The sequence below is a fragment of the Streptomyces sp. NPDC029151 genome, from assembly GCF_055564315.1.
Genome location: NZ_JBVHWQ010000003.1, coordinates 471043 through 492719, shown reverse-complemented (window position 1 = coordinate 492719; position 21677 = coordinate 471043). Strand labels below are relative to the sequence as shown.

Sequence of the window (21677 nt, the reverse complement as noted above, 5' to 3'; positions counted from 1 at the left end):
CCACCCCCTCTTTTCTGTGGTGGTGTGTTGCCGTTGTTTTCCCCCTCCCCCCCTTCCCCCGCCGCCGGAACGGCGCGGGCCGGCGTGCGCGGCGCGGACACCGCCGCCCGGGTGGTCCGGGTGGCCCGCAACGCCCTGCCCGGCGCCGGAGGCCACTGGCGGTCCGGCGCCCGCGCCCACCTGGTGGTGCGGCCCCTGGAACAGGAACGGGCACGGCAGGCCGGTGGCACGGCCCACCTGGCGCGCCGGCTGGCCCAGTCCCTGGCCGAGCACCCCGACGTGCTCGTCGCCTACTGGGACGAGGGCCTCGCCCGCCTGGTGGTGACCGCGACCGGCGAGGAGGCCGCCGACCGGGTCATGGAGCACGCGTCCGGCCTCGCCGAGCGGCACGGCCTCGTCCTGGCTGCCGCGGACGTGGAGGAGACCACCCATCCGGCCGACCCGGCGGGCGTGCGGGCCGCGGCCGCCACGCTCGCCGCCGACGGCGTGGGGATCGCCGTGGCCCTCTCCGCGTACGCGCTGCGGCTGCCGCCCTCGCCCCGCATGGTGACCGCGGTCGTGACCCTGTTGCGGGAGAACCCGCGATTCCGTTCCTGGCTGCGCTCCCGGATCGGCGACGCCCCCATGGACCTGGTGCTGGCCTGCGCCAACGCGGCCGTGCACGGTGCCGGCCAGACTCCCACCTCCCTGGTGCTCGACGGCGCCCTGCGCGCCTGCCAGGTGGTCGAGACGGTGGCGCGCTCGGCCGCCTTCGACACGGTGCACGACCGGCTGTGCGCACCCGGCCGGATCAGCCTCGGCGCGAGCCCGGACGACCCGCCGCGCCCGCCGCTGCGCGTCTCCCCGGCCCAGGAGTACGCGGCCCACGCCTCCGCCGGCAGCCTGCTGGGCGCGGCGGCCACCCTGCTGGTGAAGCACGACGCCGCGGAGGCCGCGGAGGCCGTGCTGGCCGGCTCCCCGAAGGCCGCCCGCTACGGTCCCGCCGCCTTCCACGCCCTGCTCAGCGCCGCCCTGGCCCGCACCGGGGTCCTGGTCCGCGACCCGGAGCGGCTGCGCCAGCTGGAGATGGCCGGCACGGTGGTACTGCACCCGAGCGCTCTGCGCACCGAGGGCGGCGAGCCCGACCCGTGGACCGAGCCGGTGCTGGACGCGGCCCGCCGGGCCGGACTGCGGGTCGTGCTCGTGGACGATCCGGCGCTGGAGGACTTCACCGGCCTCGCCGACCAGGTCGTCGACGCCCGCCGGCCGCTGGACGACGTGGTGTACGAGGCGCGCGGCGACGAGGCGGCCGTGCTCGCGGTCGCCCGGGTCGGCTCGCCCGACGAGCACGACGTGCTGGCCGCGCTGCGAGCCGCCGACGTCGCCCTCGCCCTGACCGACCGGGACGGTGCGGTGGTGTGGGGCGCGGACATCCTCGCCCTGCACGGACTGCCCGACGTGTGGCGGGTGCTGACCGCGGTCCCGGCCGCCCGCAGGGTCGGCCACCGGGCGCAGACCCTGGCCCGCTCCGGAGCCGCGCTGTCCGGGCTGCTCGTCGCCATCGGCGAGTCCGGCGGCGGAGGCGGCCGCCGGACCCTGCTGCCGGGGCTGCGGCACGCGCCCGTCGACGCCGGCGCCGCGGCGGCGCTGCTGTCCGGGGCGCGGGCGGCGCTCGGGGTGGCGACCGCCCGCGCCCCGCACCCGCGCCCCCGGGTGCACTGGCACGAGCTGGACCCGGAGCAGGCCCGGGACCGGCTGGCACGGGAACCGGCCGCCGAACCCGGCGCGTTCGACACGCTGACCGCTCGGCTGCGCAAGACGGCCGAGGGCGTCACGGGGCATCCGGCCGCCGCGCCGGTCCGCTGGTCCTACCGGCTGGGCCGGGCCGTCCGCGGGGAACTCCAGGACCCGCTGACCCCGGTCCTGGCCGTGGGGTCCGCCGCGTCGGCGATCCTCGGCTCCGTCGTGGACGCGCTCCTCGTCGTCGGCGCCCTCGACCTGAACGCCCTCGTCGGCGGCGTACAGCGGCTGCGGGCCGAGCGGGCGCTGTCCGGACTGGTCGCCGAGCAGAAGCAGAAGGCGCGCGTGGTACCGCCGGAGGCCGAGGCCCCGGCGGGCGGCACCCGCACCGTGGAGGCGGGCCGGCTCCGGCCGGGCGACGTCATCCAGCTCAAGGCGGACGACGTGGTGCCCGCCGACGCCCGGCTGCTGTGGCAGGAGGGCCTGGAGGTGGACGAGTCCGCCCTGACCGGCGAGTCGCTGCCGGTGGAGAAGCAGACGGACCCCACCCCCCACGCCGTCGTCGCCGACCGGCGCTGCATGGTCTTCGAGGGGACGACCGTCGTGGCGGGGGAGGCGCGGGCCGTCGTGGTCGACACCGGGGAGAGCACCGAGGCCGCCCGCGCCGTGCACCTCGCCGCCCGCACGCCCCCCGCCGGTGGTGTGCAGGCCAGGCTCCAGGAACTCACCCGCAAGGCACTGCCGCTGACCCTCGCGGGCGGTGCCGCCGTCACCGGTCTCGCGCTGTTGCGCGGCACCCCGATCCGCGAGGCGGTCAGCGGCGGGGTGGCCGTGGCGGTGGCGGCCGTGCCCGAAGGGCTGCCGCTGGTGGCGACGGTGGCGCAGCTGGCGGCCGCCCGGCGGCTGAGCCGGGGCGGTGTCCTGGTCCGCACCCCGCGCACACTGGAGGCGCTGGGCCGCATGGACACCATCTGTTTCGACAAGACCGGCACGCTCACCGAGAACCGGCTGCGGCTGGTGCGCACCTCCGACGCCGGGGGCACGGTCCGTCCGGTGGACGACGCCGGCTCGGCGGAGACCGTCCGGGCCGCCGCGCGGGCCTGCCCGCGGCTGAACGGCGGCTCCGACCGGCCGGTGCACGCCACCGACGAGGCCGTCCTGGACGCCGCGCCCCCCGATCCGGACTGGACACAGCTCGCCGACCTGCCGTTCGAGGCCGCGCGCGGATACGCCGCGGCCGTCGGCCGGGTCGGGGACGGCCCGCCCGTGCTGGTCGTCAAGGGCGCTCCGGAAACCGTCCTTCCGGCCTGCTCCGGTCTGCCGGAGCACGCCCCCGAGTCCGCGCACGCGCTGGCCGGCGCCGGGCTGCGGGTACTGGCGGTCGCCGAACGCCGGCTCGCCCCGGGCGAGCAGGAGGCGGACGTCCTCGAACAACCCCTGCGCGACCTGGACTTCACCGGTCTGCTGGCGCTGTCCGACGTACCGCGCGAGACCTCCACGGCCCTGGTGAACGGGCTGAACGGGGCCGGCGTACGCCCCGTCATGCTCACCGGCGACCATCCGCAGACCGCGCGCGCCATCGCCGCCGACCTGGGCTGGCCCGAGGACACCGTGGTGGTCACCGGCGACGAGCTGGCCGCGGCCGACCGCGCCGCCCGGGCCCGGATGCTGCGCGACGCGGGAGTGGTGGCCCGGGTGGCACCCGAGCAGAAGCTGCAGGTCGTGGAGGCCCTGCGGGACGCGGGCCGGGTGGTCGGCATGGTCGGCGACGGCGCCAACGACGCCGCGGCCATCCGTGCCGCCGACATCGGCGTCGGGATCAACGCGCGGGGCTCGGCAGCCGCGCGCAACGCCGCGGACATCGTGCTGACCGACGACGACCTGACGGTCCTGATCGACGCGGTCGGCGAGGGCCGCGCCCTGTGGCACAGCGTGGCCGACGCGATCGCCATTCTGATCGGCGGCAACGCCGGCGAGGTCGGGTTCGGCCTGCTCGGCACCCTGCTGTCCGGGCGGGCCCCGCTGTCCACCCGGCAGATGCTCATGGTGAACCTCTTCACCGACCTGTTCCCGTCGATGGCGGTGGCGGTGACGGAGAAGGAGGACGAGGCGGACCTGGAGCACGTGGAGGAGGCGGCCGGGGTGCTGGGCGACCCGCTGCTGCGGCAGATCCGGCACCGGGCCCTGACCACCTGCCTGGGCGCGCTCACGGCCTGGCTGATCGGCCGCTTCACCCCGGGCACCGCCCGCCGCTCCAGCACCATGGCGCTGTGCGGAGTGGTCGGCACCCAGCTGGCGCAGACCCTGCTGGACCGGCGCGACAGCCGTCTGGTGCAGGTCACCTGCCTGGGCTCCGCGCTGGCCCTGGTGGCCGTGGTCCAGACCCCGGGTGTCAGCCGCGCGGTCGGCTGCACCCCGCTCGGCCCGGTCGCCTGGGCCGGCGTGGTCGCCGCGATCGCCCTGGCCCTCGCGGGCCAGCGCAGCCTGCCCCGGCTGGAGCGCACGGTCGTACGGCTGCTGCCGGACTCGCAGGGCTCACCGGGCGCACCGGCCTGACCGCTCCGACCGGTCGGGCCGGGCGCACCGGGCTCATCCGGTCGACCCCCGCGATCGCCCTGGCGCTCGCGGGTCAGCGGCCTGCCCCGGCTGGAGCGCACGGTCGTACGGCTGCTGCCGGACTCGCAGGGCTCACCGGACTCACCGGGCGCACCGGCCTGACCGCTCCGACCGGTCGGGCCGGGCTCATCCGGTCGACCGGGCGGTCGCGTCGGCCGGGGGCGGGGCCGTCCGCCGCCGGCACCCGCCCGGAGCGGACCGGCGACGGGCGGGCTCAGACCGAGCGGTGGTACTGGTCCGGCACCCGGATCCGCGCGCCCAGCTCGCGGGCGGCGTGCCGGGCCCAGGACGGATTGCGCAACAGCTCGCGGCCGAGGAGGACCACGTCGGCCTCGCCGTTCGCGAGGATCTTCTCGGCCTGTCCGGTCTCGGTGATCAGGCCCACGGCGCCGACGGGCATCGGGGTCGCGGTCTTCACCCGGCTGGCGAAGGGAACCTGGTAGCCCGGCTCGGCCGGAATGGTGACGCCGGAGGCGTTGCCGCCGGTGGAGACGTCGAGCAGGTCGACGCCGTGGGCGTGCAGGTCGCCGGCGAAGCGGACGGTGTCCTCCGTGGTCCAGCCGCCGTCCTGGAGCCAGTCGGTCGCGGAGATGCGGAAGAACACCGGCTTGTCCGCGGGCCACACCTCCCGTACGGCGTCCACCACCTCCAGGGCGAACCGGGTGCGGTTCTCGCACGAGCCGCCGTAGGCGTCGGTGCGGTGGTTGGAGTGCGGGGAGAGGAACTCGTTGACCAGGTAGCCGTGGGCGCCGTGGATCTCGACGGCCTCGAAGCCCGCGGCGAGAGCCCGGCGCGCGGCGGCGGCGAACTGCCCGACGATCTCGCTTATCTGATCGACCGTCAGCTCGGTCGGCACCGGGTGGCGCTCGTCGAACGGCACCGCGCTCGGGGCGAGCGGCTGCCAGCCGTGCTCCTCCGGTCCGATGGGAGCCCCACCCTTCCACGGCCGCTCGGTGGACGCCTTGCGGCCGCTGTGGGCGAGCTGGACCGCCGGCACGGTGCCGTGCGCGGCGAGGAAGCGGGTGATCCGGCGGAACGCCTCCACCTGGGTGTCGTTCCACAGTCCCAGGTCGTACGGCGAGATCCGGCCCTCGGGCGAGACCGCGGTGGCCTCCACCACGATCAGGCCGGTGCCGCCGGCGGCCCGCGCCGCGTAGTGCGCGAAGTGCCAGTCGTGGGGGGCGCCGGCGAGCGGGCCCTCCGGTTCGGCCGAGTACTGGCACATCGGGGCCATCCACACCCGGTTCGGGATGGTCACTTCGCGGAGGGTGAGGGGCTCGAAGAGGGCACTCACGACGGACTCTCCATTCGTCACGGACCACGGACAGGCTCGTACGATACTCCTCGTACTACGAGGAATGTCAAATTACGAAGGCTCTCGTACAATGGGGAACCGACAGATCCCGTGACGAGGGGGCGCCCGCCGTGACCGACACCGCCACCACCGGCCGCGCGCTGCCGCACCCGGAGCGGGGGGAGATCCGGCTGGAGTCCGTGCTGCACGCGCTCTCCGACCCGATGCGGCTGCAGATCGTGCGTGAACTCGCCGCGGGAGAGGCCGAGTTGACCTGTTCGCAGTTCGACCTGCCGGTGACCAAGTCCACCACCACGCACCACTTCCGGGTGCTGCGGGAGAGCGGGGTCATCCGGCAGGTCTACCGGGGCACGGCCAAGATGAACGGCCTGCGCCGGGACGACCTGGAAGGCCTCTTCCCGGGGCTGCTCGACGCCCTCCTCGCCGCCGCCGACCGGCAGTCCGGCCGCATCTGCGACAGCCGCTGAAGGGGCCGTGGCTCACGGGCGGCCCGCCCGCCGGCCGGAAAGAGCCACGGCCTCGCGCCGACCGCGAGGCGCTACGGCACGCGTGCCACCCCGAGCAGCGTGTCCCAGTCGGCCAGCTTCACCACGCCGCGTCCCAGTCTCGCCCCCAGCTCCGCCTCGGCCCGCTCGATCGCCAGCCAGCCGTCCCAGGGCACGGGCTCGACACCCGCCGCCCGGAGGACCGCGACCGGGTCCTCCGGCACGTCCGTGCGCACGAGCGCGGGGGCGTCCGCGAGCAGGGAGGCCACCGTCTCCTTCGCGCAGGGCCGGTTGGTGCCGATGACCCCCGTCGGGCCGCGCTTGATCCAGCCGGCGACGTACTCGCCCGGGGAGGGCGCACCGTCGCGCAGGACCCTGCCCTCGCGGTGCGGGACCGTGCCGCTCGCCGGGTCGAACGGCAGCCCCTCCAGCGGCACTCCGCGATAGCCCACCGAGCGCAGCACCAACTGCGCGGGCACGTCCTCGTACCGGCCCGTGCCGGTCACGCCGCCCGCACCGTCCGGTGTCGTCCGCTCGAAGCGCACCCCGCCCACCCGGCCGCCCTCCTCCAGCAGCTCCACGGGGCGCAGGAAGAACCGCAGCCGGACCCGCCGGGCCGCGGCAGCCGTCGCGGGCCGTGCCGCCCACGCCCGCAGCACCTCCAGATTGCGGCGCGGCCCGGCCGGCAGCGCGCCCGGCCCGGCCGGATCGAGTGCCAGCTCGGCCTCGTCCACGATCACGTCGGTGCCGGGCAGGGCGCCCAGCTCGCGCAGCTCCTTGGTGGTGAACCGGGCCTGGGCGGGCCCGCGCCGGCCCACCATCTGCACCTCGGTCAGCCCGCTCGCCGCCAGCGTGTCCAGCGCGGCCTGCGGGATGTCCGTGGGCCGCAGCTCCGCGGCACCCCGGACCAGCATCCGGGTGACGTCCACGGCGACGTTGCCGACCCCGACGACGACCGCCGACCGCACCCCGCGCAGGAAGCCCGCGTCGGCCGCGTCGGGATGGGCGCTGTACCAGGACACGAACTCGGTCGCGGACCAGCTGCCCGGCAGCTCCTCGCCGGGGATGCCGAGCCGGCGGTCGGTGGCGGCGCCCACGCAGTAGACCACCGCGTGGTAGAGCCCGCGCAGGCGCTCGGCCGGCAGGCCGCCCGGGCCGCCCACCCGGACCCCGCCGAGGAACCGCACCCGCTCGTGCTCCAGCACCGTACGCAGGCTGCCCTGCAGGGACTTGATCTTCTCGTGGTCCGGCGCGACGCCGTAGCGGACCAGGCCGTACGGGCACGGCAGCCGGTCCAGGACGTCCACCAGGACCCCGGGATCACTCTGGACCAGGCTCTGGGCGGTGTAGCACCCACTCGGCCCGGAACCGACGACGGCGACACGCAGCACGGCGGTACTCCTCGCCCCAAGGAGGGTGTGCGGACGGCTCCAGGATGGCACTGCGGGGCGCCCGGCGGCAGGGGCCGGTGGGGTGACCCGATGCGTGTCCGCCGGGGTCCACCGGTTCGGGTTGTGATCATTTGGTTACGTTGCGTGCGTGCTGGAAGCATCCTTTCTTAATCTTTCTGATCGGAACGCGGGGGACTGCGCGGTCTCCGTGCGGCCCGCGTGGGAGGTGCGGGAACACGGCGGCGCGACCTCCTGGTTCCACGTCCGGCTGGCCTTCCCCGACGGTGCCGGGGTCGACGCCCTCGCCGTGGTGCACGCGGGGCGCGTCTCCGTCGAGGACGTCAAGGCCCAACCGCCCCTGTCCCTGGCCGATCTGGCGCTGCTCGCCCACTGGCTCGGCGGACCGCTGTCCGAGACGTGCGGCGCGCACGCGGACGGCGCGGCGGAGGCGGACGGCACCGCGGAGGCGGACGGCGAGGTGGACGCGGACGGCACGGCCGGGACGAGCCGCATCGCCACGACTAACGGCCTGGCCAAGGCGGCCGGTGTGGCGGACGCGGACGGCGTGGCGGAGACGGACGGCGCGGCGGACGGGGACGGCGTGGCGGAGACCGACGGCGCGGCGGACGTGGACGGCACGGGTGGCGCGGAACCGGGTCGGGGCGGTGAACGCGACCCCGTCGACATGGACGCCCGGTGTCCGGCGCCGTCCGGCGGACCCGCACCGGAGGCCGGCCGGCGCCCGGGCGCGCGCCGTGCCCGGCAGGCCTGGCCGCGCGGCATCGAGGGCCGTCGCCTCGTCGCGTGGCACTACCGGACCGCGCAGGACGCGGGCGCCGACCCGGTGCTCGCCGTGATGAACGCGACGGGGCGCGGCCGCCGGCGCGCCCTCCGGCTGATCGCCCAGGCCCGGGACGCGGGCCTGCTGACCCCCCGTCACGCCCGCCGCTGACCCCTCAGGAACCTTCCGGCCGCCGCTCCGTGGCGAAGAACCGGGACAGGTCCCCGCCCCCCGCCCCGGGCTGCGGCTCGCTCTCCGGGGGCACCCCCATCTCCCAGTCCAGCCCGTAGCGCTGGAACAGTTCGGCCCGCAGCGCCGGCACGGGCATCGGCACACCCGGCACCAGCGCCGCGTACACCGCGCCCATCAACAGGGCCCGCAGCAACGGGTAGTCGGCCGAGACGTTCTGCGCGCCGTACCGGGCGACGGTGTCGCTCAGCAGCTCCGCGAGCCGGCGCTGTTCGGGGCACTGCACGAAGCCCTCGGCCTGGAGCAGACCCGCCATGTGCTGGCGCATCAGCACGGGCCGGTCCCGGGCCAGGCCCAGGATCGCGTCGATGGCCCGGGCCAGCCGCTCCCGCCCGTCCTCCGTGCGCGGCTCCCGCTCCAGCGCCTCCTCCAGCGTGCGGTGCATGAGCCGGTGCACGGCGGACTGCACCAACTGGCGCTTGCCGGGGAAGTAGTACGACACCAGTCCGCGCGCCGAGCCGGCCCGGTCCGCGATGTCGCCGAGCGTCGTGGCCTCGAACCCGTGCTCACCGACCAGTTCGACGGCGGCCTGCAGCAGCCGTTCCCGGGAACGCCGCCGCAATTCTTCATTGACCGAGGCGCTTCGCGGGGACATCCTGTAACTCCTGCGTTGACTGGCTGCCAGCCAACTATACTCAACGCATCGGGGGCACCCCCATGCTCGGGGCCGCCCGGAACTGCCGTCCGCCTGGGGCGACGCGGGGGAGCGTCCCAGACGGACGGCGCCGAAGCGCAGGGACCGGTCCGCTGGTTCCGCCGCAGCCGCCCCCCGATTCTGCTACACCGCCGGGACTCGCCGAACCAGCGGCAACCTCCCGGTCCCGCCACGGAGTTGGGTGTGCGGTCGTCGCGCGTCCCTCGGTCCACCAGGTCCGGTACCGGCAGCAGGGCGTCCGGGCGGCGGGGCAGGCGCCGGTCGTGCAGGGCGTCGTACAGGTCCGGATCCGGGACGGGCCCGTGCAGGCGGCCCGCAGCCGGGCCCCCGTGCGCCGGACCCTACCCGCGTCGGCGCGGCGGCAGCCGGCGCCGGCCGTCGCGCGGCCGCTCGTACACCAGCACCGCCACGGCCACCACCAGCGCCCCGGACAGCCAGCCGCCCAGCACGTCCGAGGGCCAGTGGACGCCCAGCCACACCCGGGTCACACCGACGCCCGCCACCGAGACGAGCGCCGCCGCCACCGCCGTGCGCCACAGGGCGCGGCCCGGGCCGGAGCGGTGCAGCAGCCACAGCAGCAGGCCGCAGACGACGGTGGCGGTCATCGCGTGACCGGACGGGAAGGCCGTGTAGTGGGCGGAGTCGACGGGGTCCCGCCAGGCCGGTCGGGGACGGCCCACCACGGCCTTCACCCCCTGCTGCACCCCCGAGGCCACCGCGCAGGTGACCGCCAGCCACAGCGCCGCCCACCAGGCCGCCCGCCGCCACACCAGCCACACCGCGGCCGCCGCGCACAGCAGACGCATGGTCAGCGGGTCCCACACCCAGTCGGTCAGCACCCGGAAGACCCGCGTCACCTCCCGGTCGCGGACCGCCCAGCGGTGGGCGGTGTCGGAGATGTCACCGTCCACGGCGATCAGGGGGTGCCAGCGCAGGGCCACGAGGATCAGCAGCACCAGGAAGCCGGTGCCGAGGGCGGCCGCCGCCCGGGCGGCGGTGCGGGATGCCGTCGACGGCCCGGGGGAGCGGGGTGACGGGGGAGCGGCGGGGTCCTGGTGCATGCGGCGATCTTTGTGGAAGGGACGGGCCGGGCCAAGCAGCCACGGGCGGGCGCGGTCAGCCCAGTGCCCGCAGCCCGGGCACCAGCGCCACCAGGACCGGAACCACGGGCACCAGCGCGGCGGTCGCCGTCAGGCGCAGCCGGCGCAGCGCCGGAAGCCGGTCCGGCGCGGTCAGGAGCCGCCGCACGCGCTGTGGCACGTGCGCCTGCGGAGCCGGGCCGGGCCCGAACACGCCCCGCTCCTCGTTGAGTTCGACCAGGGCCAGGGCCGTGGTCAGCCGGCCGAAGCGCCGGGACGCCGTGTCGTCGGCGGCCAGCTCCACCAGCCGGTGCATCTCGTCACGGAACGCGGCGAACACCGGGACCTGCGGGAAGCCCCCCGCCAGCGCGGCCGAGCAGTGCAGCAGCCAGTCGTGCCGGGCCTGCGCGTGCCCCTGCTCGTGCGCGAGGAGCGCGTCCAGCTGACAGCCCTTCAGGCGGCGCAGCGCGGCTGTGGTGACGACCAGCCGGGGCGCGGCGCCGGGCAGCCACCAGGCGTCGGGCCGGTCCTCCTCCAGCACCACCAGCCGTCCGCCCGCCGGCTCCTCGCCCGGCAGCAGCGGTGCCCGCACCAGCAGTTCGGCGCGCCGACCGCGCCGCCGCGCCCGGGCCCCCGCGACCTCGCGGACCAGCATCGCCAGGCTCCACAGGCCGCCGCACGCGAGCAGGACGGCGGTGGGTGCCGCCCAGGAACCGGCAGCCCCGAGGGCGTACGCGTCCACGACCGCGCTCGGCGCACTGGCGAACACCGGACCGCGCACCGCCTGCCAGGCCGCCGCCGCGCTCAGTGTCATCGACAGGGCGCAGCACACCAGGACGGCCGCCACCACGCACTGCCACACCCAGAGGGCGACGACCGGCTCGCGGTCCGGCCAGTCGGCCCGGGCGAGCAGCCGCGGGGCGACGACGGCGGTCAGGGCGCCGAGCAGCAGCAGGGTCACGGAGACCATCATGGTCGGCAGCCTATGAGCGCGGGGCCGCTCGGCGGTACGGTCCGCGGAGCCGAAGTGACGCAGGCAACGCGTGACGTCCGGCGCCGGGGGTCACATCGTCAGGAGCATCGCCACCATGCCGATCCCCATCGACAGCCGGCAGGCCCGGGCCAGCTCCGGACGGTCGGCCCAGCGGACCGGGCCGGTCCCGGCCACGGGGGTGCCGGCGGGCACCAGACGGACACCGGAGAGCAGGACGTACGCCGTGAAGTACATGAGCAGCGCACCGGTCAGCAGCGGTACGCCGGCGCCGCCGTGCGCGTGGTGGGCGGCGGGCGGGGACGCGGACATCGCCGCCGCCATGTAGACCATCGCGGCGCTGCCCACCAGGTGGTGCAGATGGTGCGGGTCGCCGCGCACGGACCACAGCGCGCGCAGGGCCGCCGCACCGAACACGGCCGCGTACACCGGCCACGCCCACCGCGGCGGTGTGAAGACCGCCGCCGGAACGGCCATCGCGGCCATGCCGAACCCCATCAGCGCCTCCCCGCCCGCGGCCCGGCGCTGCTCCTCGACGGCGCTGCGCATGCGCAGCAGGCAGTAGGCGCCGGTCAGCGCACACAGCGCCACCAGGAGCCAGGCTGTCGACACCGGTCCGTGCACGCGCACCTCCACGCTCGACGGTCGGTCGAGGGATGCGATGCCCACGGCCGATGGAGCGCACGCGAGCGCAAGGGTGTACACGGGGAGCATGCGGGGGAGCACGGCGGGTGACAACCCCTCGCACCCACCGGCTGCCTCCTGCCGCGTACCCGCCACCGGAACTGTTTTACGAGTAAAACACGTGCTAAATTGATGGTATGAGCAGTGCGACCCCCCACCGTCTTCCCCTCGCCGGAGTGCTCCGCCTGGGACGCCCCACCGACATCTGGTTCAAGCCCGCGCTGAGCGTGGTCGCCGCGGTCGCCCCGCCCAACCTCGTCCTCCTCGCGCTCGGCCGCCTCGACCTCGCGATGTACACCATGGCGGGATCGCTGTGCGCCCTCTACGGCCACAACCGGCCCTACGCCGCCCGTGCCCGCGCCCTGGCCTGGGTGGTCCTCGGCATGGTCGGCGGGCTCGCCGCCGCCCTGCTCGCCGCCGCGCTCACCGCGAACGCCGTCGTCCTCGTCACCGTCGGCGCCGTCCTCGCGGCGGTCCAGAAGACCGTCTGCGACGCCACCCGGATCGGACCGCCCGGCAACGTGGTCCTCACCTTCATCAGCTCCGCCTCGCTGTTCGCACCGCAGACCCTCGACCGGCTCCCGGGGCACCTCGGGCTGGCCCTCGCCGCCGGCGCCTGGGCCTGGCTGGTCGGCATGGCGCCCGGGCTGCTCCGCCCGCACGGCCCCGAGCGCCGTGCCACCGCCCAGGCCCTGAACGCCGCCGCCGCGTACGCCGACACGCGCGGCACCGCCGACGGCCACGCCCGGGCCCGGGCCGTGAGCGCCGCCGCGATCCACGCCGCCTGGCAGTCGCTGCTCGCCGCCGGCGCCCGCCCCGACCGCACCCGGCGCGCCCTCGAACGGCTCTTGGTCCGTGCCGAGGTCGCGCTCGCCGCACCCGCCGACGCCGACCCCGTACGGCTGCGCGCCTGGGCCCGCGACCTGCGCGGGACGGGCCGGATCCCGCACGTCGAGTCGCCGCGCGGGGACACCGACGAACTCCTCGGCGTGGCCACCGCCCAGGCGCTCCCGGTCCGGCACCGCCTCGCCCCCCTCGCCCCGCTCGCCGTACGCACCGCGCTCGGCTGCGCCCTCGCCGGATACGCGGCCCTCGCGCTCGGTGTCGGCCGCCCCTACTGGGCGCTGGTCACCGCCGCCTCCCTCTACCAGGCCAACGTCACCCTCACCTGGAGCCGGGGTGTGCAGCGGGTCGTCGGCAACCTCGTCGGCGTCCTCCTCTTCGCCGCCCTCGCGCCACTCGCCCACCTGCACCCCGCGGCCCTGGTGCTGTGCTCGCTCGCCCTCAACTTCGGCGCCGAGGCGCTCATCGGCCGCAACTACTGGCTGGGCAGCGTCTGTGTGACCCCGATGGCCCTGCTCATCACCGAGTTCGCCCGCGCCCAGGACCCGGCCGAGCTGATCACCGACCGGATCGTGGACACCCTCCTCGGCGCCCTGGTCGGCTTCGTCGCCGCCGTCGCCGTCACCAACCGGCGCGCCGGCGACCGCCTGGAACACGCGCTGACCGCGGCCGAGCGCGCCCGGGAGGACGCGGCCCGCCTGCTCGCCGAGCCGCACCCCGCCCCCCGGGCCCTGGAATCGGCCCGCCGCGGCCTCGCCGCCGCCCTCGTCGACCTGCGCGCCACGGCCGACGCCGCCTCCGGCGAGTGGTGGCAGCGCGCCCTGCCCGAGGAGCGGGTCGTGCTCACCGAGCAGTCCGGACACCGTACGCTCGCGGCGACGGTACGACGCCAGGGACTCGTACCGCGGGACCGGGACACGGACCGGGACCCCGCGCGCGACGGCGACCGGGGCCCGGGCAGGACGACGGAGGACATACGGCCATGACGGCGACGAACGGCGGACCGACGCCCGCGAGCGACACGGCCGGTGCCCGGCCGGGGGGCGGCACCGACCCCGCGCGCGGCGACACCGTCTCCGCCGTCGTCCGCCAGTGGCGGGCCGTCCACCCGGAGCTGGACACCGGGCCCATGGAGGTCATCGGCCGCATCAACCGCTGCGCGGCCCTGCTCCAGCAGGCCGAGGACGCCCCGTTGCGCCGGGCCGGCCTGAGCCGTGCCGAGTTCGACCTGCTCGGCGCGTTGCGCCGCACCGGCCACGAGCTGACCCCGGGCGAGCTGGCCCGGGAGACCTTCTCCTCCGGTGCCGCCGTCACCAAGCGGGTCAAGCAGCTGACCGAGCGCGGCCTGGTCGAACGGCGCGGTGACACCCGCGACCGCCGCGTCGCCCACCTCCGCCTCACCGACGCGGGCCGCGACCTGGTCGACGGGATCCTCCCCGAGCAACTCGCCTACGAGACGGCCGTGCTGTCCGTCCTCGACCGGGAGGGCCAGGGTGAACTGGCGGGCCTGCTGGCCGAGTTGCTCACCCGCCTGGAGGGCCGGATCGGCGCGCTGCGGGCGTAGGGGCACCGGTGCGCTACAGCACGTCGTGCACCGTCCGGCGGTACGTCGAGCGACGGTCCTCGATGTCGGCCCACCGGTCGCCGTACACGTTGCGGACGATGGGCGTCTCCCGCAGGAAGTCGTGCGGGAACCCGAGCGGGACCGCGCTCACCTCGTCCAGCCGCGCCACCGCGTCGGCGTCGAGCCGTACCCCGGTGGCGGCCAGGTTGTCCGCGAGCTGCTCCGGCTTCGTCGCCGAGACGATCGGTACGACGTTCCCGGGCCGGCCCAGCAGCCAGGCCAGGGCCACCTGCGCCGGGCTCCAGCCGCCCGCGTCGGCGACGTCGAGGACGGCGCTGACGACGTCCTCCTCCCCGGCCTGGGGCCGCAGCCCGGCCGTGTCGAGACGGCCCCGCTCCCCGCGGCGGTACTTCCCGGTGAGCCGGCCCGCGGCCAGCGGCGCCCAGGCGAACACGGCGAGGTCGAAGGCCCGGGCCTGGGGCAGCAGTTCGCGCTCCGGGGTGCGCTCCAGCAGGCTGTAGCGCAGCTGCGAACCCGCGAAACACGTCCAACCGCGAAGCTCGGCCAGGGTGTTGGCCTGCGCGATCTCCCAGGCCGGCCAGTCCGACACGCCCACGTAGAGCACCTTGCCGGAGCGCACGACGTCGTCCAGGGCACGCATCACCTCGTCCACCGGGGTGAAGTTGTCGCGGGCGTGCACCCACAGCACGTCGAGCCGGTCCGTACCGAGCCGCCGCAGGCTCTCCTCGACCGACCGCACCAGGTTCCGGCGGTGGTTGCCCGCGGAGTTGGGGTCGCCGTCGCGGGTGCCGCAGGTGTACTTGCTCGCCAGCACGAACCGGTCGCGGCGCCCGGCGAGCAGCTCGCCGAGGATCCGCTCGGAGTTGCCCGCGCCGTAGTTGTTCGCGGTGTCGACGAAGTTGCCGCCCGCGTCGGCATAGGTGTCGAGGATCCGGGCGGCGGCGTCCCCGCCGGCACCCCAGCCCGATTCCTCGCCGATGGTCATCGCGCCGAGCGCCAGCTCGCTGACGCGCAGACCGGTCCGTCCGAACAGCGTGTACCGCACGTGTTTCCCCTTCGAGCAGATGGTGCGTACGACGCTAGGAGCTGGAGCGCCCTCCAAGGCAAGCCGCCGCGCAGCGTTCCGTCCACCGGCCGCCCGGCACTCCGGCCGGCCGGTACGGGCGCACCCTCTGCGCCGCCACCGCGGCGCACCGCGGGGCCCGCGGTCGGCCCCCTAGATCCCCGGCCGGTACCGCAGCGGATGGTCCGCCGGGACCTCCACCAGGACCACCGGGGTGCCGTCCGGGTCGGCGAGCCACATCTCGACCAGGCCCCAGGGCTCCCGCACCGGCGGTCGTACGATCTCCACGCCCCGTGCCCGCAGCTCCTCGTGCGCGGCCGAGACGTCCGCCACCTGGAGCCACAACCGTGCCGCCGGGGAGGGAGGGCCCTCGGAGCGGCCGGACAGCTCCAGGAAACCGCCGCCGAGGAAGTAGACCGTGCCGCGCTCGGGGCCGGTACCGAACTCCCGGTACACGGAGAGCCCGAGCTGTTCGCCGTAGAAGGCGCGGGAGCGTTCCGGGTCGGTGGGCCGGAGCAGGATCCGGCTGCTGAGTACATGCACCATGCGGGTGGAGCCTAGTGGCAGGGCTACCCTCGTCCGTGGCTCAGCCACGCCCGAGATCGGAGATCGCGCCATGGACACCCCCGCCACCGGACTGACCTTCCGCGACGCCACCGTCGCGGACGTCGACGCCCTCGTCGCCCTGGTCGAGTCGGCGTACCGGGGAGACAGCAGCCGGGCCGGGTGGACCACCGAGGCGGACATCCTGGAGGGGCAGCGGACCGACCCGCAGGGCGTGCTGAAGGTGATCAAGGGCTCCGAGAGCCGGATGCTCACGGTCGAGCGGGACGGCGGTATCGTCGCCTGCTGCCAGCTGGAACACCGCGGCGACCACGCCTACTTCGGCATGTTCGCGGTCAGCCCCACGGTCCAGGGCAGCGGCCTCGGCAAGATCGTCATGGCGGAGGCGGAGCGCCTGGCCCGGGAGACCTGGGGGGCCACCGAGATGCGGATGACGGTGATCTCCGCGCGGGAGGACCTGATCGCCTGGTACGAGCGCCGCGGCTACCGCCGTACGGGAAAGACGCAGCCCTTCCCGTACGGCGACGAGCGCTTCGGCATCCCGCTCCGCCCCGACCTGCGGTTCGAGGTGCTGGCCAAGCCGCTGGTGTGACGCCCCCGCGGGCGCCGGGGCGCGGACGGGCGCCCTGTCACGCGGTGAAGCGGCCCGTGCGCTTGATCTCCGGGTAGTCGGTCGTCGCCCCGTCCAGCTGCAGGGCGCGCACCAGCCGCAGATGGTCCTGCGTGTTGACCACCCAGCCGATGATCCGCAGCCCGGACGCGCGCGCGTGCTCGACGATCTCCAGGGTGAGCCGGCGGATGTCGAGGCACACGGTCGCGGCACCCACGGCGACGGCGCGGTCCACCACGTCGGTGCCGTACCGGCTCGCGACCAGCGCGGTGCGCACGCCCGGCACCAGCCGCCGGATCTCGGCGACCGCCTCGTCGTGGAACGAGGACACCTCCACCCGTGCGGTCAGGTCGCGCGCGTGCATCACCTCGGCCAGTGCCCGGGCCGCCGCCACGTCCTTGATCTCGGCCTGCAAGGGCGTCTGCACCGCCTCCAGCACCTCCTCGAACACCGGCACCCGCTCCCCGCGGCCCGCGTCCAGCGCGCGCAGCTCGGCGAGGGTCTTGTCGGCGATCGCCCCGGAGCCGTCGGTCGTCCGGTCCACCTCCGCGTCGTGCATGACGACCAGGGCGCCGTCCTTGCTCAGGTGTAGGTCGAGTTCGATCAGGTCGAGGCCGGCCCGCTGCGCGGCGACGAAGGAACGGAGGGTGTTCTCGGGCTCGACGCCCATGACACCGCGGTGACCGATGGTAAGGAAGTTCAAGGTTCGACTCGCTTCCGTCGACGGCGGCTCGGCGACGCGCGGACCGACGCCCCCGTACCGGACCTCGTCGTCCACGCGGCAAGGCCGCAGCCTAACGGCCGGGCCGTCCGTTGAACCCGCGGCTGCGCGGGGCATTCGGGGTGCGGGGCGGGCGCCCGTTGGCCGGTACCCGCCTGAGCCGTCACCCTCTCGTGGGCGAGTCCCCGCGCCCTTGACCGACCTGGCGGCCGCCCGTCAAGTCCGGGAGCCGTTGAGCGGAAGTGAGCGTCGTCACGGTGTAAGGCAGGAAAAACATCGGTGACCAAGGCGGTGGACCGAAGAATTTCCGGACTACGCTCTTGCTGAGAGAAACCGGGTACGCATACGGTGTGCTTACGCGAGCTTCTCCCGTGGAGGATGGGACATGACGGAAATTCTTGTGCAGGCAGGTGCGGAGGAGCAGGTTCCTTCGCTGACCAGGGTGGTTGAGCACCCGGCTTGGCCTGTGCTCAAGGATGCCGTGGAGCAGATTCGGCCATGGCAGTCGAAGGACGGATCGATCGACTTCGACGCCGAGGGCGCCCCCGAGCGGGCCGACGCCGCGGCGGCCGTCGGGCGTGTCGCGGACGCGGTCGAGCAGCTCTCCCCGCTCCTCCCGCACGACGCCGCCTACCACCAGGCGCTGGTCGCGGACCTGCGCCGCTGGGCCGAGGGCGGCTTCCAGGTGCCGGACTTCCTGGACTCCCTGCTGGCCTTCCAGCCCGCCGCGAACCGCGCCCACGGCCTGCAGCACCTGGTCGTCTTCCCGATGTACACGCAGAACGGCAACCCCGACCGCAACCTGGAGGCGGTCGTGCTGCGCATGGTCTGGCCCGACTGGCTGGCCGAGCTGGAGCGCACCCGCTACGACAACCCGCTGTTCTGCGGCATCACCTTCGAGGACTTCACCTCGGGCTACGACACCAACTCCGCGGTGCTCTTCCCGGAGACCATCGCCGTCCGCGAGGCGCCGGAACGCTTCTCCTGGGGTGGCATCTTCTGCGACCGCGAGGCCGCCCGCTTCCGCCGGGTGACCGAGGCCGCGGTGGAGATCCTGGGCCTGGAGCTGCCCCCGGACATCGCCGCGATGGTCCACGACCAGAAGCGCTGCGAGGAGGCCTTCGTCCTGTGGGACATGGTCCACGACCGCACCCACAGCCACGGCGACCTGCCCTTCGACCCGTTCATGATCAAGCAGCGCCAGCCGTTCTGGATGTACGGCCTGGAGGAGCTGCGCTGTGACCTCACCGCCTTCAAGGAGGCCGTGAAGCTCCAGGCGGACGGCGTCCCGCAGGCCCGTGACGTGCAGTACGCGGTGCTCTTCGACCGGATGTTCCGCTTCCCGGTCACCGGCGACCGCAACCGCAACTACGACGGCCTCGGCGGCCAGCTGCTCTTCGCCTACCTGCACAAGCACGACGTCGTCCGCTGGACCGACAACAAGCTCTCCATCGACTGGGAGCGCGCCCCGCAGGTCACCAACCAGCTCTGCGCCGAGATCGAGAAGCTCTACAAGGACGGCATCGACCGCCCGAAGCTGGTGCACTGGTTCGCCGGCTACGAGCTGGTCCGCACCTACCTCGCCCCGCACCCCGGCTCGACGTGGGCCAAGGGCCCCGACGCCCTGGACCTGAGCCAGCCCCCGCGCAAGCTCGTGGACGACGTGCTTCCGGACGAGTTTCCGCTCAGCATGTTCTATGAGGCGCTGTCCAAGAAGCTGAAGAACGTGATCGCCTCCACCAAGGGCATCACGGCGGACGCCGCCGAGCGGATCGCCGCGTGAGCGACCGCGTCCACAACACTGGTCAAGAGGGGAAGATCGTGGCGAACAACGGGTCTCTCAGTGGTGCGGTGATCGCGGTGGCCGGTGCGGGCGGGCCCGCCGGGCACGCGACCCTGGTCCGGCTCGCCGAGGCGGGCGCGGTCGTGGTCGGCGCCGACAACAATCCCGAGCGCCTCGCGGAGTCCGTCGACGCCGCCCGCTACGCCGGCGGCGGCGCCGTCGTCACCGGCGAGACCGTCGACCTGCTCGACCTGCGCTCGACCCGCGACTGGGCCGCGCGCATCGAGAAGGAGCACGGCCGGATCGACGGCCTGGTCCACCTCGTGGGCGGCTGGCGCGGCAGCGCGACCTTCGCCGAGACCGACCTGGCCGACTGGGACCTGCTGGAGAAGCTGCTCGTCCGCACCGTCCAGCACACCTCGCTCGCCTTCTTCGACGCCCTGCAGCGCAGCGACCGCGGCCGGTACCTGCTCACCAGCGCCGCCGGCGCGTCGAAGCCGACGGCGGGCAACGCGGCGTACTCCGCGGCCAAGGCCGCCGCCGAGGCGTGGACGCTCGCCATGGCGGACGGCTTCCGCAAGGCGGGGGGCGAGCAGGGTCCGCGTTCGGCGGCTGCCATCCTGGTGGTGAAGGCACTGGTGCACGACGCGATGCGCGCCGAACGCCCCAACGCGAAGTTCGCGGGCTTCACGGACGTCAAGGACCTGGCCGAGGCCATCGAGGGCGTCTGGAGCAAGCCCGCCGCAGAAGTGAACGGAAACCGTCTGTGGCTGACCGAGAAGCCGTGAACCCTCCCAAGACCGACGCGCGTCGCCACCACGACCCGCAGGTGCGCGGTTTCGCCAGTGACAACTACGCCGGAGCCCACCCGGAGGTGCTGGCCGCCGTGGCCCTGGCCAACGGCGGCCACCAGGTGGCCTACGGCGAGGACGACTACACCGAGAACCTCCAGGGCATCATCCGGAGCCACTTCGGCGCCACGGCGGAAGCCTTCCCGGTCTTCAACGGAACCGGCGCGAACATCGTCGCGCTCCAGGCGGTCACCGACCGCTGGGGCGCGGTGATCTGCGCCGAGAGCGCCCACATCAACGTGGACGAGGGCGGCGCGCCCGAGCGCATGGGCGGGCTGAAGCTGCTCACCGTGCCCACGCCCGACGGCAAGCTCACGCCCGAGCTGATCGACCGGCAGGCCTGGGGCTGGGAGGACGAGCACCGCGCGATGCCGCAGGTCGTGTCGATCACCCAGAGCACCGAGCTGGGCACCCTCTACACGCCCGAGGAGATCCGCGCGATCTGCGAGCACGCCCACGCGCACGGCATGAGGGTGCACCTGGACGGCTCCCGGATAGCGAACGCCGCCGCCTCCCTGGACGTGCCCATGCGGACGTTCACCAACGCGGTCGGCGTCGACATCCTCTCCCTGGGCGGGACGAAGAACGGCGCGCTGTTCGGCGAGGCCGTCGTCGTCATCAACCAGGACGCGGTGCGGAAGATGAAGCACCTGCGGAAGATGTCGATGCAGCTGGCCTCCAAGATGCGCTTCGTCTCGGTGCAGCTGGAGGCCCTCCTCGCCAAGGACCTGTGGCTGCGCAACGCCCGCCACGCCAACGAGATGGCCCAGCGGCTCGCCGAGGGCGTCCGCGCGGTGCACGGCGTGGAGATCCTCTACCCGGTGCAGGCCAACGGCGTCTTCGCCCGGCTGCCGCACGACGTGAGCGAGCGGCTGCAGAAGCGGTTCCGGTTCTACTTCTGGGACGAGGCGGCCGGAGTGGTGCGCTGGATGTGCTCCTTCGACACCACGGAGGAGGACGTCGACCTGTTCGTGGCGGCGCTCAAGGAGGAGATGGCCCGCTGAACCGCGGCCTCACCCTACGTTGCGCATAGGTATGCGGGCACTTGAAAAGTCATTGGCGTTCGGGTGTCCGCATTCCTATGCTCTGCGGACATGCAGCTGATCCAGAACACTGCCGACCTCTCGGCCTATCTGGCCGCGGACGAGGTCATCGACCACCACCACCCGGTGGTCGGGGAGACCGCGGCCCGCCTGGCCGCAGAGGCCACCGACTCGTATGAATATGCACGGGCCGCCTTCGAGTTCGTCCGGGATGCCGTCCCGCACTCCCGGGACTCCGGCGACCTCCGTGTCACCTGGCGCGCCTCCGACGTGCTGGCCCTGCGCACCGGCATCTGCCACGCCAAGTCCCACGCCCTCGCCGCGCTGCTGCGCGCCGAGGACATCCCGGCCGCGCTGTGCTACCAGCGCCTGACCGACGACGCGGGCGGCCACGCCGTTCACGGCCTGGTCGCCGTCCGCTTCCACGGCGCCTGGCACCGGCAGGATCCGCGCGGCAACAAACCGGGCGTCGACGCGCGCTTCTGCCTGGACGGCGAGCGGCTCGCCTGGGTCCCCGACCCCGCGGCCGGCGAACGGGACTACCCGCTCCTCCACGCCGCACCCCACCCGCTTGTCCTCGCCGCCCTGCGATCCGCCCACGACCGGCCGCACCTGGGGAGGCTGCTCCCCGACCGCCTCTGACCACTGG

General features: G+C 74.7%; 19 protein-coding genes and 1 pseudogene. 11 read left to right on the top strand and 9 right to left on the bottom strand.

Annotation, left to right across the window (positions count from 1 at the left end; genetic code table 11):
• Positions 1-24: 24 nt before the first annotated feature.
• Positions 25-4275 (top strand): HAD-IC family P-type ATPase, encoded by a 4251-nt coding sequence (locus ACZ4VF_RS15210; RefSeq protein WP_467926236.1) that lies wholly within the window; start codon positions 25-27, stop codon positions 4273-4275.
• 274 nt (positions 4276-4549) lie between these two features.
• Here the strand turns inward: ACZ4VF_RS15210 and ACZ4VF_RS15205 are convergent, their stop codons facing one another.
• Positions 4550-5629, bottom strand: a complete 1080-nt coding sequence (locus tag ACZ4VF_RS15205; protein ID WP_467926235.1) for an NADH:flavin oxidoreductase/NADH oxidase — start codon at positions 5627-5629, stop codon at positions 4550-4552.
• A 131-nt stretch (positions 5630-5760) separates the two neighbouring features.
• Between ACZ4VF_RS15205 and ACZ4VF_RS15200 the strand changes: the two genes are divergently transcribed.
• Positions 5761-6117: an ArsR/SmtB family transcription factor gene (locus ACZ4VF_RS15200; RefSeq protein WP_467926234.1), complete on the top strand. Its 357-nt coding sequence runs from the start codon at positions 5761-5763 to the stop codon at positions 6115-6117.
• Between the two features lie 71 nt (positions 6118-6188).
• On the opposite strand, the gene ACZ4VF_RS15195 is transcribed toward ACZ4VF_RS15200, so the two are convergent.
• Positions 6189-7526 carry an FAD-dependent oxidoreductase gene (locus ACZ4VF_RS15195; RefSeq protein WP_467926232.1) on the bottom strand — a complete coding sequence of 446 codons (1338 nt, stop codon included), beginning with the start codon at positions 7524-7526 and terminating at the stop codon, positions 6189-6191.
• 208 nt (positions 7527-7734) lie between these two features.
• Between ACZ4VF_RS15195 and ACZ4VF_RS15190 the strand changes: the two are divergent.
• Both ACZ4VF_RS15190 and ACZ4VF_RS15185 read left to right on the top strand, forming a co-directional pair.
• A pseudogene (locus ACZ4VF_RS15190) lies at positions 7735-8016 on the top strand (DUF6214 family protein); the annotation flags it as partial.
• A gap of 21 nt (positions 8017-8037) precedes the next feature.
• Entirely contained in the window at positions 8038-8478 is a 441-nt protein-coding gene (locus tag ACZ4VF_RS15185; RefSeq protein ID WP_467926580.1) for a DUF6214 family protein, read from the top strand.
• A 4-nt stretch (positions 8479-8482) separates the two neighbouring features.
• Here the strand turns inward: ACZ4VF_RS15185 and ACZ4VF_RS15180 are convergent, their stop codons facing one another.
• The 4 genes from ACZ4VF_RS15180 to ACZ4VF_RS15165 form a co-directional block, all read right to left on the bottom strand.
• On the bottom strand, positions 8483-9151 hold the full coding sequence (locus tag ACZ4VF_RS15180) for a TetR/AcrR family transcriptional regulator (RefSeq protein ID WP_467926231.1): 669 nt from the start codon (positions 9149-9151) through the stop codon (positions 8483-8485).
• A 401-nt stretch (positions 9152-9552) separates the two neighbouring features.
• Positions 9553-10272: a phosphatase PAP2 family protein gene (locus ACZ4VF_RS15175; protein ID WP_467926230.1), complete on the bottom strand. Its 720-nt coding sequence runs from the start codon at positions 10270-10272 to the stop codon at positions 9553-9555.
• Between the two features lie 55 nt (positions 10273-10327).
• Positions 10328-11263: a M56 family metallopeptidase gene (locus tag ACZ4VF_RS15170; protein ID WP_467926229.1), complete on the bottom strand. Its 936-nt coding sequence runs from the start codon at positions 11261-11263 to the stop codon at positions 10328-10330.
• 90 nt (positions 11264-11353) lie between these two features.
• Positions 11354-11905 (bottom strand): DUF5134 domain-containing protein, encoded by a 552-nt coding sequence (locus tag ACZ4VF_RS15165; RefSeq protein ID WP_467926227.1) that lies wholly within the window; start codon positions 11903-11905, stop codon positions 11354-11356.
• Between the two features lie 197 nt (positions 11906-12102).
• Here ACZ4VF_RS15165 and ACZ4VF_RS15160 point away from each other — a divergent pair, with 197 nt between their 5' ends.
• Positions 12103-13794, top strand: a complete 1692-nt coding sequence (locus tag ACZ4VF_RS15160) for an FUSC family protein (RefSeq protein ID WP_467926226.1) — start codon at positions 12103-12105, stop codon at positions 13792-13794.
• Positions 13791-14372 carry a MarR family winged helix-turn-helix transcriptional regulator gene (locus ACZ4VF_RS15155; RefSeq protein WP_467926224.1) on the top strand — a complete coding sequence of 194 codons (582 nt, stop codon included), beginning with the start codon at positions 13791-13793 and terminating at the stop codon, positions 14370-14372. The genes ACZ4VF_RS15160 and ACZ4VF_RS15155 overlap by 4 nt, the downstream gene beginning before the upstream one ends.
• A gap of 13 nt (positions 14373-14385) precedes the next feature.
• Here the strand turns inward: ACZ4VF_RS15155 and ACZ4VF_RS15150 are convergent, their stop codons facing one another.
• Positions 14386-15438, bottom strand: a complete 1053-nt coding sequence (locus tag ACZ4VF_RS15150) for an aldo/keto reductase (protein ID WP_467926222.1) — start codon at positions 15436-15438, stop codon at positions 14386-14388.
• 171 nt (positions 15439-15609) lie between these two features.
• On the bottom strand, positions 15610-16002 hold the full coding sequence (locus ACZ4VF_RS15145; RefSeq protein ID WP_467926221.1) for a VOC family protein: 393 nt from the start codon (positions 16000-16002) through the stop codon (positions 15610-15612).
• 70 nt (positions 16003-16072) lie between these two features.
• Between ACZ4VF_RS15145 and ACZ4VF_RS15140 the strand changes: the two genes are divergently transcribed.
• Complete coding sequence (locus ACZ4VF_RS15140) at positions 16073-16612, top strand: GNAT family N-acetyltransferase (RefSeq protein ID WP_467926220.1); 540 nt, start codon at positions 16073-16075, stop codon at positions 16610-16612.
• 37 nt (positions 16613-16649) lie between these two features.
• Here the strand turns inward: ACZ4VF_RS15140 and ACZ4VF_RS15135 are convergent, their stop codons facing one another.
• A complete protein-coding gene (locus ACZ4VF_RS15135; protein WP_467926218.1) occupies positions 16650-17333 on the bottom strand; it encodes a glycerophosphodiester phosphodiesterase in 684 nt (227 codons plus the stop codon).
• Positions 17334-17736: 403 nt separating this feature from the next.
• Between ACZ4VF_RS15135 and ACZ4VF_RS15130 the strand changes: the two genes are divergently transcribed.
• The 4 genes from ACZ4VF_RS15130 (at position 17737) to ACZ4VF_RS15115 (ending at position 21670) form a co-directional block, all read left to right on the top strand.
• Positions 17737-19134 (top strand): DUF6421 family protein, encoded by a 1398-nt coding sequence (locus ACZ4VF_RS15130; protein WP_467926217.1) that lies wholly within the window; start codon positions 17737-17739, stop codon positions 19132-19134.
• The gene (locus ACZ4VF_RS15125; RefSeq protein ID WP_467926215.1) at positions 19131-19922 is read left to right on the top strand and encodes an SDR family NAD(P)-dependent oxidoreductase; all 792 of its coding nucleotides are present in this window, start codon (positions 19131-19133) and stop codon (positions 19920-19922) included. Before ACZ4VF_RS15130 ends, ACZ4VF_RS15125 begins: the two co-directional genes overlap by 4 nt.
• Positions 19919-20989 carry a threonine aldolase family protein gene (locus ACZ4VF_RS15120; protein WP_467926214.1) on the top strand — a complete coding sequence of 357 codons (1071 nt, stop codon included), beginning with the start codon at positions 19919-19921 and terminating at the stop codon, positions 20987-20989. Before ACZ4VF_RS15125 ends, ACZ4VF_RS15120 begins: the two co-directional genes overlap by 4 nt.
• Before the next feature lie 90 nt (positions 20990-21079).
• The gene (locus tag ACZ4VF_RS15115; protein ID WP_467926213.1) at positions 21080-21670 is read left to right on the top strand and encodes a transglutaminase-like domain-containing protein; all 591 of its coding nucleotides are present in this window, start codon (positions 21080-21082) and stop codon (positions 21668-21670) included.
• Positions 21671-21677: the final 7 nt, after the last annotated feature.

Excerpts from the sequence above, each read along its gene's own strand:
- ACZ4VF_RS15180 (WP_467926231.1), bottom strand. The coding sequence starts at position 9,151 with ATGTCCCCGCGAAGCGCCTCGGTCAATGAAGAATTGCGGCGGCGTTCC.
- ACZ4VF_RS15175 (WP_467926230.1), bottom strand. The coding sequence starts at position 10,272 with ATGCACCAGGACCCCGCCGCTCCCCCGTCACCCCGCTCCCCCGGGCCG.
- ACZ4VF_RS15170 (WP_467926229.1), bottom strand. The coding sequence starts at position 11,263 with ATGATGGTCTCCGTGACCCTGCTGCTGCTCGGCGCCCTGACCGCCGTC.
- ACZ4VF_RS15160 (WP_467926226.1), top strand. The coding sequence starts at position 12,103 with ATGAGCAGTGCGACCCCCCACCGTCTTCCCCTCGCCGGAGTGCTCCGC.
- ACZ4VF_RS15155 (WP_467926224.1), top strand. The coding sequence starts at position 13,791 with ATGACGGCGACGAACGGCGGACCGACGCCCGCGAGCGACACGGCCGGT.
- ACZ4VF_RS15145 (WP_467926221.1), bottom strand. The coding sequence starts at position 16,002 with ATGGTGCATGTACTCAGCAGCCGGATCCTGCTCCGGCCCACCGACCCG.
- ACZ4VF_RS15140 (WP_467926220.1), top strand. The coding sequence starts at position 16,073 with ATGGACACCCCCGCCACCGGACTGACCTTCCGCGACGCCACCGTCGCG.
- ACZ4VF_RS15130 (WP_467926217.1), top strand. The coding sequence starts at position 17,737 with ATGACGGAAATTCTTGTGCAGGCAGGTGCGGAGGAGCAGGTTCCTTCG.
- ACZ4VF_RS15115 (WP_467926213.1), top strand. The coding sequence starts at position 21,080 with ATGCAGCTGATCCAGAACACTGCCGACCTCTCGGCCTATCTGGCCGCG.